This is a genomic window from uncultured Brachyspira sp., assembly GCF_944388875.1.
In the GTDB taxonomy this organism is placed as follows: Bacteria; Spirochaetota; Brachyspiria; order Brachyspirales; family Brachyspiraceae; genus Brachyspira.
This window is the reverse complement of sequence record NZ_CALXKQ010000032.1, coordinates 1-13,999: the sequence shown is the minus strand read 5'-3', so window position 1 is coordinate 13,999 and position 13,999 is coordinate 1. Positions and strand designations below refer to the sequence as shown.

The window sequence follows — 13,999 nt, the reverse complement described above, 5'->3', positions numbered from 1 at the left end:
TTTTTTATTTTCGTTTTAAAATAAATAAAAATCTAAATATAGCGGGAATCAAAAAAGTTGAAATTATGAAAAAGAAGATTTACTTATCAATACCAATAATAGCAGTAGCATTAATAATAGCAGTTTCTTTCTATAGAAGCAGGGAGAAATATATAACAACAACTATAATAATAAGCGATACAATACTAAATGTAACCGCACAGACTTCAGCAAAGAAAATGGATATATTGACAGCTGATATAACTAATGAAATAAATAGAATAGACAGAATATTAAATCCATATAATGTTTCAAGCGAAATAGGAAAAATTAATAGTGAAAGTTTATCAGGTAAAACAGAAATTGAAATATCAGATGAGATGGCACATATATTTGAAACGGGCTTAAGATATTCTAAGATTAATCCATCATTTGATATAAGTATAAGACCATTAATAGAACTTTGGGGATTTGGGGTAAAAGAAAATCAAACTGTTCCTTTGCAGTCTGAAATAGACAATGCTTTGAGCAATATAGATTATTTAGCCGTAAGTTTAATAACAAATAATGATAATAAAAAAATATTAAAATTATCAAAGCCATTAACGTTTGATTTTGGTTCTTATGGTAAGGGATATATAATAGAAAAGTTAAAATATATATTTGCCAAAAATAATATAAAAAATTATTTAATAGATTACGGCGGAGATACATACGCTAATGGAGTTAATAGCAGGGGTAAGCCTTGGGTAATAGCTATAAGAAATCCTAGAAATGATGCTGACGGATATTTGGGATTATTAGAAACAACCAACTGTACTATAGTTACAAGCGGCGATTATGAAAGATATTTCACTCAAGACGGAACCAATTATCATCATATAATAGATGCAGAAATAGGGTATCCTACCTATAACAGCATATCTGCTACAATAGTACATACTAATGCTGAAGAGGCAGATGCTTTATCAACAACAGCATTTTTAATGGGTACGAATTTCTTCACTAATGAAGCATTTAAATATAAAGAAGCGTATATAGTAACTTCAGAAGGAGAATTATATATAGTAACTAATGATAATTTTTAGAATTTTTTATTATTGCTAATGGGAGTTAGCGTTTATAGTCTAATTTTTATATTTGATTTTGCAGTATTAAAAAATAATACTATTTATTTAATACTTTGTATAAAAATTCTTTAATTCTATCATGTTTAGGATGAGCAAAAAATTCTATAGGCTCTTCATCTTCTAATATTTTGCCGTCATTCATAAAAAGTATTCTAGTAGCAACATTTTTGGCAAATCCCATCTCATGCGTTACTATAAGCATAGTCATGCCCTCTTTAGCCAAATCTATCATAACATCCAAAACCTCTTTAATCATTTCAGGATCCAAAGATGATGTAGGCTCATCAAAAAGCATTATCTCAGGCTCCATTGCTAAAGCCCTAGCTATAGCTATTCTCTGTTTCTGTCCGCCAGAAAGCTGATTTGGATATGCATTTTGTTTATCAACTAGTCCTACTTTATCAAGAAGTTCAACAGCTTTTTTTTCAGCAGCTTCTTTAGGTATTTTTTTTAGCTTCATAGGTGCTAAAGTGATATTTTCCATAACTGTTTTATGAGGAAATAAATTAAAATGCTGAAATACCATGCCTAATTCACGTCGCATCAAATTAATGTCTGTGGACTTATCCATTATGCTTTTGCCGTTTATAATTATATCGCCTTCTGTAGGCTCTTCTAATCTGTTAATACATCTCAAAAAAGTAGATTTTCCGCTTCCTGAAGGTCCTATTATAGCAATTATTTCACCTTTGGCAACATCAATATCTATACCTTTAAGAACTTTTAATTTACCAAATTGTTTGTGTAAGTTTGTTATTTTAATCACTTTCTCTTAACCCCTTTTCTACTTTTCTCATAAACATAGCAAATGCAGAAGTTAATATTAAATATATTATACCTACAGCAATTAAAGGCTCAACTCCCCTGTATGTCTGGCTGGTAATAATATTTGCTGATCTTAATAAATCTATTCCTCCTATAAAACCTACTATTGAAGTTTCTTTAAGCAAAGCTATAAATTCGCTTACAAGAGGAGGAAGTATTTTTTTTACAGCCTGAGGTATTATAATTTCTTTCATTGACATTGAATAACTCATACCTAAAGCTCTAGCAGCCTCCATTTGTCCTTTATCCAAACCTTGTATGCCTGCTCTTATAATTTCAGCTACATAAGCTCCCGAATTAATACCGAATGCAATACCTGCTATAATTAGTATAGGCGTATCTCTTAAGCTATCAACAAAAACAACATTAGCCCATATCATAAGCTGTACAACTACAGGAGTTCCTCTAATAATATGAACATAAGCAAAGGCAAGTCTTGATATTGGATTAAAATTAGATAATTTCTTTATGTTTTTAAAAGGACGGAATGATGAAAGCTCCATTAATGCTATAAAAATTCCAAGTACAATACCTATAATAGCCGAAAATGCCGTAGTTCCTACAGAGAATATTAACCCCTTTATCATATACATATATCTGCCGTTAGATATAAATATTTCTTTAAGAAGTTCTAAATATTCAAGCATATATAAACTTTTATAAAAATATATCCTCTTCTCATAATCTCATACAAAATTGATAAAATAAGAAGAAGATATAAATATATATTATTCCACAAAATACTTGCTTATTAAAGCATCATAAGTGCCATTATCTTTAATAGTTTGCAAAGCTTCATTTACCTTAGCAAGCAGTTCAGTATCTTCTTTTCTCATAGCAATAGCATACTCTTCTTTTACTGAATCTGTAAGGCTAATAACTAATTTTAAATCATTATTTTTATCAAAATATTGTTTAGCAGGTTCAGAATCTAAAACTACAGCATCTACTTTTTTGCTTTTCAAAGCTATTATAGCCTCTGATGTAGCACCATATCTCTGAACATTTACATTAGACATCTCGCTTACAGCTAAATCACCAGTATAACCTAATACAACACCAACATTTTTACCTTGTAAACTATCAAATCCATAAATATCTCTATTATCTTTATGAACTAATATAGTTTGCTGAGATTCATAATAAGGATCAGAAAAATTAACAAATTTTCTTCTTTCATCAGTTGCAGTCATACCTGCTACTATAATATCTATATTTTTTGATTCTAAAGCAGGTAATAAACCATCAAATTTCATATCTTTAAATTCTATTTCAACACCAATAAGTTTAGCTATTTCTGTAATCAAATCAACGTCAAAGCCGACTATTTTATCTCCGTCTCTGTATTCAAAAGGTTCAAATTCTGCATTGGTACCCACATATAGCTTATTTTTTTCTTCTTGCTTTTTCTGACAGCCTATAACTGCTAAAACAATTATTGATATGACTATCATTAATTTAATAATGCTGTTTTTAAACATAATTACTCTCCCAATTTAAAAAATATAAATTTTATGTTTCTATAATTCTATATAATAATAAAAAAATGTCAAGATAAAGATATATAATGCTTATAATATATATTATTTATTATTTGACAATGATTATTGTTAAAAACATAAATTGGTATTAACAAAATATGACAGATAATGTATAATTTTTACTTATTATTTGTATTTATGTTAATAATAGGATAGGAGTAATAATGAGAGGATCAGCTGTAGCAATAATATTTATAATTATTAATTTAATAGCTATCAGCATATTTATGGTAGTATCAACTAAATCTATAAGAGAATCTATTTTGGAGGAAGAAAAATTATCAAGGGAATCTTTAAACAGTATAATAGAAATATATTATAAAAAGAATATAGCCTCTCAAAATTATTATAATGCAGTATCGGTTATACCTAGAATAGATATATACACTCTTCATGCTTTGAGTAATTATATAGAAAGAGTAAAAACAATAGAATCAGATTCTACATTGATAGAAAAACCATTGACTTTTCAGGAGTATCAGTATATTCAGGCAAGAATAACTGAGAATATTAATAAAATTAATTATACAGCAAGAAACTATCCAGTTCTCAGAACTAATGCAAATTATGTATCAGCATTAAATGAAATGAAACCTATAATAGAAGATGAGAAAAAAGCAATAGAATTGTATAATAATTATGTTATTGAATATAATAAATTAACTACTACACCTCCGTCCAGTATAGTAGCAGGTATAATGGGTAAATTTCCATTTTTAATATTTGAAACTGGAACGAATATTATATCTCAAACTGCTCATATTTTTCAATAATAATAAATTTATTTTTATTTGAAAAAAAATATAAGTTTTATTATAATTTATAATTATAAAGGGACTATATAAATATTATGGATGATAAGACAAAAGATTTAGAAAATATAAAAAGAGTTACACAAAAAGAAATAGCCAAAAGACTTGGAATAAGCAGAACAACAGTTGCCCGTGCTATTAATGGAAGTGAATTCATTAAAGAAGAAACTAAAACTAAAATATTAGAATTAGCTTCTCAGCTTAACTATGAAAAAAATTATATAGGAAGTTCTTTAGCCAATAAAAAGGAAAAAATAGTATACTGCTTGGTTGCGGACTCTTTTAATGAGTTTTATACAAGTGAAATAATTAGAGGTTTAAATGAGGTATCTAAAGAATATTATGTATACAATTATAATTTAAAAGCCATAGCAACGGAAATACATTCACCTGATAAGCAGATAGAAATATTAAAGGATATATTAAAAAAGAATATAGATGATATTGATGGTTTGATAATTACACCTTTAAATAGAGAAATTATATACGATATTTTAGAGCCGTATTTTAATAAGATAAATATAATATCTATAGGCAATAGATTAAGTGAAAATATACCTCATGTAGGACCTGATCATATAAAGCAGGGCATGATAGTAGCAGGAATATTATCCAATCTTTTAAGAGAGGATGAAAAGGTTCTGATAATAGATAATGGAGATGATAAAATATCTTCAGGAATGTATTTGGAGGGTTTTTTAAAAAAGATAAAAGAATACAATATACAAATAGTAGGACCTATATTTTGCGGTAATATAGAAGACAGCGTGCATACAATAAAGGAAATTTGTATTAAAGAAGATATAAAAGGTATATATATAAACAGGTATGCTCAGGAAATATTTGATATTATAGATAAAAATGTATTAAAAAATAAAAAGATAGTAACACATGGTATGGCGAATAGTATAAGATCATTGATAAAATCTGGTGTAATATCTTTTACAGTAATGGAAGAGGTTTTTCTTGAGGGATACAATGCGGGAAAGATAATGTTTGAAATGATTTATAAAAGTCATATAGATATTAATTGGAAAGTGGCAGACTCTAAAATAATATTTTTAGAAAATTTATTATAATTATAAAATTCGCTTGATAAAATTAACATATTATGATAGAATATTAAAATTAATATTTTATAATGTTATATTTGTTTATTTTTGAAATTAATTAAATTTAAGATAAATAAAAATTAGGAGATTGTAAAAATGGATCAAAAGATAAGATTAGTAGAAGCAAAACACAAAAAAGAAGCTATTTTGCCATTTGAAATAGGTGATACAGTAAAAGTATGGGTAAAAATTATAGAAGGCGATAGAGAAAGATTACAGGCTTATGAAGGTACTGTTATTTCTATTCGCGGAAAAGGTATTAGTAAAAGTTTTATAGTAAGAAAAATATCTTACGGAGTTGGTGTTGAGAGAATATTCCTTTTAAATTCTCCTAGAATAGATCATGTTGATATTATACGTAAAGCTAAAGTAAGAAGAGCTAAATTATACTACTTGAGAAATAAAGTAGGTAAGAAAGCACGCTTAGTAGAAAGATTAGGTGTAAAAATACCTAAGCATTCAGATTTGATTAAAAATACTACTGAAGAAACTAAAACAGAGGAAACAGCTAATTCTTCAGCAGAATAATATTTTTTAATAAATGTTTGTTTGAATTTTTTTAATAAAAAAAGGAGAAATTTATGGGTTATAAGATAGTTGCCAAAGAGCAATGGTCAGAAAAAGTCTTTATGATGAAAGTTGTAGCTCCTGATATAGCTAAACATCGTAAAGCAGGTAATTTTATTATTTTTAGATTAGATGAAAAAGGTGAGAGAGTGCCTCTTACTATAGCAGATGCTGATCCAGAAGCAGGAACTATTACTATAGTAACTCAGAGTATAGGATATTCTACTGCCAGACTTATGGAGCTTGGGGTTGGAGATGAAATAATGGACGTTATAGGACCATTAGGACAGCCTACTCATATTGAAAAGAAAGATGGTATAGTATTAGGTGTTGGAGGAGGTGTTGGTATAGCTCCTTTACATCCTATAGTTCAGGCTCATCATAAAGTTGGAAATAAAGTTATTTCTATTTTAGGTGCAAGAGATAAATCGCTTATTATTATGGAAGATATGATGAGAAAAGTATCTGATGAAGTGCTTATTTGTACTGATAATGGAAGTTACGGCGAAAAAGGTGTTGTAACTAATATGATAGATAGAATATACGAAAGAGGGGATAAAATCTCTGAAGTTATTGCTATTGGTCCTGCTATTATGATGAAATTTGTAACTATACTTACTAAAAAATACAATCTTCCTACTGTTGTTAGTTTGAACCCTATTATGATTGACGGTACTGGAATGTGCGGATGCTGCAGAGTGAAAGTTGGGGATGAAACAAAATTTGCTTGTGTTGAAGGACCTGAATTTGACGGTCATTTAATAGATTTTGATCTTCTTATGAAAAGACAGGCTATGTACAAAAAAGAAGAACATGAATGCAATTTGAAATTAAGCTGATTTAAATAAATATTAATCTGTTTTAAAAAGTTATAGTCTATATTAAAAAATAGATTATAACTTTTTTTATCTTATAAGATTAAGGATAAAATTATGAAGTTTAATATAACCCCAAGTTTAAAAAAAATTGATTTAAAGAATTTCGATTGGGAATGTCCAAATTTACAAATTACTTTAGATATAAGAAATGATTATTTTTTTAATATAAAAATAAAAGAATTAAATGTTAATATCATTAATGATAAAATAGAAAATTCAGAAAAAATATTCGGATATATTAATTCCAGCGATATAACAGTTAATGCTAAAAGCAGTACTATTATAGTTCTGGATTTATTTTTGTATAATCAGGAGTTGCTGTCATTTTTAACGGCATCTTTATCTAATAAAGACCCTCATGTAAAAGTTGATATTAATTATCGTTTATCGCCTATTCCTTTTAAATTGAAAATGGAGAAAAAAATAAATATATTTGATTTCTTCAAAATTTAATTTAATATTATTAATTCTAATTGAAAAAAAAGAAAATTATAATATACTAAAGTGAAGTTTTACTATTTTTAAAGGAATTAACTATGGCTTTTTTTGATTTAAGTTTAGAAGAACTTTATAAATATAAAGGCAGTACTGAAGAGCCTAAAGATTTTGATGAGTTTTGGAAGAATAATTTAAAAGAAAATAATCATAATGCTGAGGCTAAATATACTTTAATAGATACACATTTAAAACTATTTAATGTATGGAGTGTAAGTTTCAGCGGATATGCTAAACATAGAATAAACGGATGGTATATAGCACCAAAGTATGCTTCAGAGAAAAAAGAAAAATTAACATGCATAATGCATTATCCTGGATACGGCGGCGGAAGAGATTATCCTAATAAACATTTGCTTTTTCCTTCTGCAGGATACAGCATATTTGTTATGGAAGTAAGAGGACAAGGAGCAGAAGGAGGAAACGGAGCAACTACTCCAGACCCAGTAGGATCAACACCTCATGCTGACGGATTTCTTACTATGGGCATATTAGATAAAAATGATTACTATTACAAGAGAGTTTTTATTGATGCTGTTAAATCTATTGAGGCTGCTAAGGAGCATGAACTTACAGGAAAGATTGCTGTAAATGGAACTAGTCAGGGCGGGGGAATATCGCTTGCTGTTTTGGGACTTTCATCATTTACTAAAGAGAAAATTGAAGCTGCTATGATAGACGTTCCTTTTTTATGCGATTATAAGAGAGCATGTACTATTACAGATACTCTGCCTTATAATGAAATAGCAAGATTTTGTAAAACAAACAGAATGCATGAGAAAAAGGCTTTTGAAACATTATCATATTTTGATGGGGCATTATTTGCTAAAAGGGCTAATGTTAAGGTTTTATTTTCTGTTGGTTTAATGGATATTTTATGTCCTCCTTCCACTGTATTTGCTGCTTATAATAATTATGCTGGAGATAAATCGATTAATGTTTATACATTTAATGGGCATGAGGGAGGAGATAATGAGCAGAGTGAGAGAAAACTTGAATTTTTAGCTTCTTTATAATAATATTCAAAAATTACAATAAATTTTTTCGTTAAAGCGGTAAATTATGATAATAAATGAATTGGTATCTATATTAGTTCCAGTATACAATATAGAAAAAAATATAGAAAAAAATATTAATATTTTAATAGAAAAAGTTTCTCCATTTTTGATGAACTTTGAGATAATTATTTCTGATGACGGAAGCAGCGATAATTCAAGAGAAGAGATAAAAAACTTATGCTTGAAATTTCAAAAAAATAATAATAATAATTTAAAAAATATAATAGGCGTTTATGCAAAGGAAAATCAAGGAAAAGGACATGCTTTAAAAAGAGCCTGTGAGGTTTCTAACGGAGAGTATATAATATTCTGCGACGGAGATATGGAGATAGATCCTTCTCAATTAGAAAACTTTTTTATTATTATGCAAAAAGAAAATGCAGATGTTGTTATAGGCTCTAAAAGACATAAAGATTCTATAGTTAATTATTCCAATATAAGAAAACTCATTTCTTTTATATATTTTATGTTTGTAAAGATATTCTTTCATCTTCCGATACAGGATACGCAAACTGGACTTAAATTATTTAAAAGGGATGCCATTATAAATGTTTTTCCGCGTATTTTGGTAAAGGCATTCGCTTATGATTTAGAAGTTTTAGTTGCATGCAATTCAAATGGTAAAAAAATAGTTTCTGCTCCTGTAATAGTGAATCCTAACAGACATTTTGGTTTTATTAGGTTTCCAATACTATGGAGAACATTCATTGATACTTTAGCTATATTCTACAGACTTAATATAGTTCATTTTTATAATGATTTATTTTGCGAGTTAAAAGAGAAGCCTCTTGTAAGTATAATAATACCTTTAAAAAAGATTAATGATTATATAAAAGAAGAAACAGAGTATTTGCTTGAGCAGATATATACTAATTTTGAGGTTATAATACTTCCTGATAAATATACTAATGATGAAATTAATATAGAACTATTTAAAGATGATAGAATCAAAATAGTAGAAACTGGAGAGCTTCCTCCTGCAATAAAGAGGGCTATTGGCGTAAAAAAATCTAATGGAAGTATATTAGCATTTTTGGATGATGATACATATCCAGAAAAAGACTGGCTTTATAATGCATTGAGAGCTATTGAAAGTAAGAATGTTTATGCATTAGGAGGACCTGCAGTTAATACCAATAAAGATAATTTTTCAAAGCAAATAAGCGGACTTATTTATAGTTCTACGCTTATGAGCGGAAAGCATAAGGCAAGATATATACCTGATAAAGTTCAGTATGTTAATGATTATCCAAGCTGCAATTTTATAATAACTAGGGAGCTTTATGACAGAGTAGGGGGATTTGATAGTGAGTATTGGCCTGGTGAGGATACTATACTTTGCAATAATATTATGAAGGCTGGAGAGAAAATATTATATACTCCTGAAGCATTGGTTTATCATCATAGAAGAGATTTATTTTTCGGGCATTTTAAACAGTTAAAAGGTTATGCTTGGCATAGGGGATATTTTGTAAAAAAATTCGGCGGAAATTCTTTAAGTTTATCATACTTTATACCGTCTGTATTTTTACTTTATACTATTTTTGTGCCATTTGCATTATATTTTAATTTGCCTAATTATATTCCTTATGCAAATAAAAATATACTTCTTGCATTACTATTGCTTCCTCATAGTTTTTATATTCTATGCCTAATAGGAAGTGCTGTCAGTACGCTTTCTATTATAAGAGGATTTTGTAAAGCTATCGGTATATTTTTATCGCATTTAACCTATGGATTTTTCTTTATAAAAGGTTTTTGTAAAAAATAGAATTACTTAAAACTCTATAAAATAAAGCTCCATTTTCCTTATAATTCTTGATATAGCTTTAACTTTTTCATCATTATCTATATCCATTATATTATAATTACTAGGATTTGCTTTTATATGTTCAAGAAGCTCAAAAGATAAAACAAATAAATTTTCACTTGCAATATCATCCAGTACAATATCTTCTTCAAGCATACCGTCTATTTCAAGCAGATTATCAAATAGAGTTTTATAATCCAAATTCTCAAGAATACTGTTTAACTTTTCATTTTCAGCCATAATAATAATTTCCTCAAACTAATATATTATATTATAGAAAAAAAATTCGTCAAAGTCAATAAAATATAATATTACTTACCGCAAAAATGACAAGCCCAATGAGCCATGAGTTCTGCAGGCATATTTAGTTTACTTTCATCAATTTCAAATTTACTGTTATGATTAGGTATTCTTTTATCTGTTATCGTTGAAAATATAGCAAAACATCCTTTAACTTCTTTTAGATAATAAGAAAAATCCTCTCCTCCCATGCTTGGCTTATAATATTTATCCCAAACAGCATCCTTTGAAAATATAGCCTCAGCAGTATTTTTTACACTGTTAGTTATATCTTTATCATTTAAAGTTACGCATGCATATTCTATTATTTCAATTTCGCATTCTCCTCTCATTGAAGCAGCAATTAATTTTGATTTCTCTCTTAATCTATCAATAAAAAAATCCCTTACTTCATTATTGAATGTTCTTATAGTTCCTTCTATTTCTACCGTATCAGGTATAACATTGAATGCACTTCCTCCTTGAATTTTACAAAGCGATAATATAACAGTTTCTCCCGCATCTATTTCTCTTGTTATTATAGACTGAGAAGCATTTATTATTTCAGCTGACATAACTATAGGATCAATTCCAGCCTGAGGATAAGCTCCATGTGTTCCCTTTCCTTTTACTCTTATTATTATTTTATCAGTTGAAGCCATTATAGGACCTTCCTGAATTACAAAAACTCCGCTAGGCGTATTTGGAGCAAAACTTCCTACATGCACCCCGAATATGGCATCAACTCCTTTAAGAGCATTTTCTTCTATCATAGCTTTAGCACCAGTTCCTGTTTCTTCTCCTGCCTGAAATAAAAATCTAATATTTCCTGAAATTTCATCTATATTGTCATTAAGTATTCTGCATGCTCCTAAAAGCACAGCAGTATGAGCATCATATCCGCATGCATGCATATTGTTATTGCATGATTTATAATCAAAACTTGTTTCTTCTTTTATAGGCAAAGCATCCATATCTGCACGTAAAGCAATAGTTTTTTTGATATTTTCTTTTTTGGGTGTTATATATGCTATTATACCAGAATCTTTTTTATTTTTTTTATATTTAATATTTTTAAAATTATTAAGTTCATTTATTACAAACTCTCTTGTTTTAGGCAAATCATTTCCAAGTTCAGGAATTGTATGCAAATATCTTCTGCATTTTATAATATAGTCTAGTATTTCTTTTGAATCATATTTAAGCATAGAATAATCCAATATTTATTTAGTATAATTAACGCATACCCTTATCATAAGGTATGCCTGATGCCTTAGGTGCTTGTGAGTTTTTGGATGTAAATGCAAGCACTATTATAGTTGTAATATAAGGAATCATCTTATATATGCTGTTTGGTATAGGCAGATTGGCAAGTATAGGTATTCCAGAATAGGCAGAAGCCAAAGTTTTCATAAGTCCGAAGAAAAAAGCAGCATAAAGTATTCTAATAGGTTTCCACTGTCCAAAGATTAGCACAGCCAAAGCCAAGAACCCATATCCTGCTACAGTGGCATTAAAATTTGTAGATGTAGGAATAACGAATACTAAACCTCCTAAGCCTCCTAAAGCTCCTGATATAGCAACACCAATATAACGCATCTTATAAACATTTATTCCAACAGAATCAGCAGCCTGAGGATGTTCTCCGCAGCTTCTAAGTCTAAGTCCGAATCTAGTTTTATATAAAACAAACCAAGATAATGCTAGTATTATGAAACCTACATACGTTGTTATATAAGTATTTTTGAAAAATAGATTTCCTATTATTGGTATGCTTCCAAGTATAGGAACAGAATCTATTCTGAAATTATTTACAAAACTTATTTGCTGAACTACCTGAATGGCTCTTGTAACATATATTGCAAATGCTGGGGCAAATATATTTAAAGCTGTACCGCTTATAACCTGATCTGCATTCATACTTATAGCAGCATAAGCATGAAAAAGTGAGAATATCATTCCAGACAAAGCGGCAATAATCATAGCTATAAATAATGTTATCATAGGAGGAAAATAGCTTCCAAGTCTGCTTATAAAAAATATGCTTGCAAAAGCTCCTATTATCATAATGCCTTCAAGTGCTATATTAACAACACCGCTTCTTTCTGAGAACATGCCTCCCAAAGCAACAAGCAAAAGAGGTATAGAAAAAAACATAGTCTGCTGTACTAAAAAGTAAATTGTATCCATCAGAATCTCCTCAGCATCAAATTAACTATTATTAGCATTCTTGCTTAATTTTTTATATATAAACCCAACTATAGATTTGAAAAGCAATGCGAAAGCACTGAAGTATATAATGGCTGAAATAATCATCTCAATAACTTCAGGAGTAAAATCATATATCTGCATATAAAAACCTCCTACGGTAATATGTGCTATAAAAAGCCCGGCAATTAATATTCCTATAGGATGAGAAAGCCCAAGCAATGCAATAGGTATGCCCATAAAACCCTCTTCAGCTAATATATCAACAACCTCTATATGCTTTCCCATGGTAGAAAGATATAAAAGTCCTCCGCCTAGTCCAGCCAAAGCTCCTGCTATAACCATAGAAAGAATAATATTTCTTTTCTCGTTTATTCCTGCATATTTGCTTGCATCCTTATTAAATCCGCAAGCTTTAAGCTCGAATCCGAATGTAGTTTTTGAAAGTATTATATATATAATTATAACTGTTATTACAGCTATTAAAAAACCTCCATTGGCATTTGAGCCTTTAAATATCATATCTAATCCCATTACTGGAATTATTGCTGATGTAGGTATATTTTGGGACTGATTTTTAAGCATATCATAAACTGTAAGAGTAACTAAATAATTTACTAAATACATGCCTATATAATTCATCATAATGCTTGAAATAACTTCATTAACATTGAAATGAGCTTTCAAAAAACCAGGTAAATAAGCCCAAAGTCCTCCAGCTATAAAAGAGGCAATTAAGGCAATAATCCAATGCAGATAAGGAGGCAGAAATGTACATTTAACGGCAACGAGTACCGCAGCATAAGCACCAACTATAAATTGTCCTGGTGCCCCTATATTAAATAGTCCGTTTTTAAAAGCAAAACCAACAGAAAGCCCTGTAAGTATTAAGGGTGTGGCAGTGTATATAACCTGTCCAATTCCTCTAGTGCCTCCAGAAAATCCTCCTGAAAGTATTGTCATAAAAGCAGGAAATGCCTCGTATACATTACTTATTAAAAGTATTATAAGTCCCAGAAGCAAGCCTATAACAATAGCAAGAAAAGAAGAGAATATATTAACAAATCCCTCTTTCTCCAAAATACCAGCCAACTTATTTTTGAAATCCATTAAGCACTCCTTTTATAACAATACCTAAACTTAATACAAAATTTTTTTTATTATAACTTTTCTATTTCTTCTATACTTAATCCTATATTTTCACTGATTATTTTTATATCTATTCCTGATTTTTTTAAATTTCTAGCTATAGATATTTGCTGTTCTTTTTTACCTTTTTCTATACCCTCTTCAATACCTTTTTCA

The 13,999-nt window shown here is 28.9% G+C and carries 15 protein-coding genes; 8 read left to right on the top strand and 7 right to left on the bottom strand.

Translation table 11 applies throughout. The features are described from left to right. Nucleotides 1–65: 65 nt before the first annotated feature. Nucleotides 66–1,067 carry an FAD:protein FMN transferase gene (locus tag Q0J69_RS12995; RefSeq protein ID WP_297208211.1) on the top strand — a complete coding sequence of 334 codons (1,002 nt, stop codon included), beginning with the start codon at nt 66–68 and terminating at the stop codon, nt 1,065–1,067. A 79-nt stretch (nt 1,068–1,146) separates the two neighbouring features. Here Q0J69_RS12995 and Q0J69_RS12990 read toward each other — a convergent pair whose 3' ends face one another. The 3 genes from Q0J69_RS12990 to Q0J69_RS12980 form a co-directional block, all read right to left on the bottom strand. Then, complete coding sequence (locus tag Q0J69_RS12990) at nt 1,147–1,875, bottom strand: amino acid ABC transporter ATP-binding protein (protein ID WP_297208209.1); 729 nt, start codon at nt 1,873–1,875, stop codon at nt 1,147–1,149. Further along, nucleotides 1,868–2,581: an amino acid ABC transporter permease gene (locus Q0J69_RS12985; RefSeq protein WP_297208207.1), complete on the bottom strand. Its 714-nt coding sequence runs from the start codon at nt 2,579–2,581 to the stop codon at nt 1,868–1,870. The genes Q0J69_RS12990 and Q0J69_RS12985 overlap by 8 nt, the downstream gene beginning before the upstream one ends. An 81-nt stretch (nt 2,582–2,662) precedes the next feature. Then, complete coding sequence (locus Q0J69_RS12980) at nt 2,663–3,415, bottom strand: basic amino acid ABC transporter substrate-binding protein (RefSeq protein WP_297208205.1); 753 nt, start codon at nt 3,413–3,415, stop codon at nt 2,663–2,665. Between the two features lie 224 nt (nt 3,416–3,639). Here Q0J69_RS12980 and Q0J69_RS12975 point away from each other — a divergent pair, with 224 nt between their 5' ends. The 7 genes from Q0J69_RS12975 (at nt 3,640) to Q0J69_RS12945 (ending at nt 10,168) form a co-directional block, all read left to right on the top strand. Then, nucleotides 3,640–4,248 (top strand): LemA family protein, encoded by a 609-nt coding sequence (locus Q0J69_RS12975; protein ID WP_297208203.1) that lies wholly within the window; start codon nt 3,640–3,642, stop codon nt 4,246–4,248. Nucleotides 4,249–4,325: 77 nt separating this feature from the next. Further along, entirely contained in the window at nt 4,326–5,366 is a 1,041-nt protein-coding gene (locus Q0J69_RS12970; protein ID WP_297208201.1) for a LacI family DNA-binding transcriptional regulator, read from the top strand. A gap of 129 nt (nt 5,367–5,495) precedes the next feature. Next, nucleotides 5,496–5,927, top strand: a complete 432-nt coding sequence (gene rplS, locus Q0J69_RS12965; RefSeq protein WP_297208199.1) for a 50S ribosomal protein L19 — start codon at nt 5,496–5,498, stop codon at nt 5,925–5,927. 53 nt (nt 5,928–5,980) lie between these two features. Beyond that, nucleotides 5,981–6,805, top strand: coding sequence for a sulfide/dihydroorotate dehydrogenase-like FAD/NAD-binding protein (locus Q0J69_RS12960; RefSeq protein WP_297208197.1), 825 nt, complete (start codon nt 5,981–5,983; stop codon nt 6,803–6,805). Nucleotides 6,806–6,898: 93 nt separating this feature from the next. Next, complete coding sequence (locus Q0J69_RS12955) at nt 6,899–7,297, top strand: hypothetical protein (RefSeq protein ID WP_297208196.1); 399 nt, start codon at nt 6,899–6,901, stop codon at nt 7,295–7,297. 83 nt (nt 7,298–7,380) lie between these two features. Continuing rightward, nucleotides 7,381–8,355, top strand: coding sequence for an acetylxylan esterase (locus Q0J69_RS12950; RefSeq protein ID WP_297208193.1), 975 nt, complete (start codon nt 7,381–7,383; stop codon nt 8,353–8,355). 46 nt (nt 8,356–8,401) lie between these two features. Further along, the gene (locus Q0J69_RS12945; protein WP_297208192.1) at nt 8,402–10,168 is read left to right on the top strand and encodes a glycosyltransferase; all 1,767 of its coding nucleotides are present in this window, start codon (nt 8,402–8,404) and stop codon (nt 10,166–10,168) included. Between the two features lie 6 nt (nt 10,169–10,174). On the opposite strand, the gene Q0J69_RS12940 is transcribed toward Q0J69_RS12945, so the two are convergent. From Q0J69_RS12940 to Q0J69_RS12925, 4 genes are all read right to left on the bottom strand, one after another. Further along, on the bottom strand, nt 10,175–10,447 hold the full coding sequence (locus tag Q0J69_RS12940) for a hypothetical protein (RefSeq protein WP_297208190.1): 273 nt from the start codon (nt 10,445–10,447) through the stop codon (nt 10,175–10,177). 71 nt (nt 10,448–10,518) lie between these two features. Continuing rightward, nucleotides 10,519–11,694: a M20 family metallopeptidase gene (locus tag Q0J69_RS12935; protein ID WP_297208189.1), complete on the bottom strand. Its 1,176-nt coding sequence runs from the start codon at nt 11,692–11,694 to the stop codon at nt 10,519–10,521. A 28-nt stretch (nt 11,695–11,722) separates the two neighbouring features. Continuing rightward, the gene (locus Q0J69_RS12930) at nt 11,723–12,676 is read right to left on the bottom strand and encodes an ABC transporter permease (protein WP_297208188.1); all 954 of its coding nucleotides are present in this window, start codon (nt 12,674–12,676) and stop codon (nt 11,723–11,725) included. A 21-nt stretch (nt 12,677–12,697) separates the two neighbouring features. After that, nucleotides 12,698–13,804 (bottom strand): ABC transporter permease, encoded by a 1,107-nt coding sequence (locus tag Q0J69_RS12925; RefSeq protein WP_297208187.1) that lies wholly within the window; start codon nt 13,802–13,804, stop codon nt 12,698–12,700. Between the last annotated feature and the right edge of the window lie 195 nt (nt 13,805–13,999).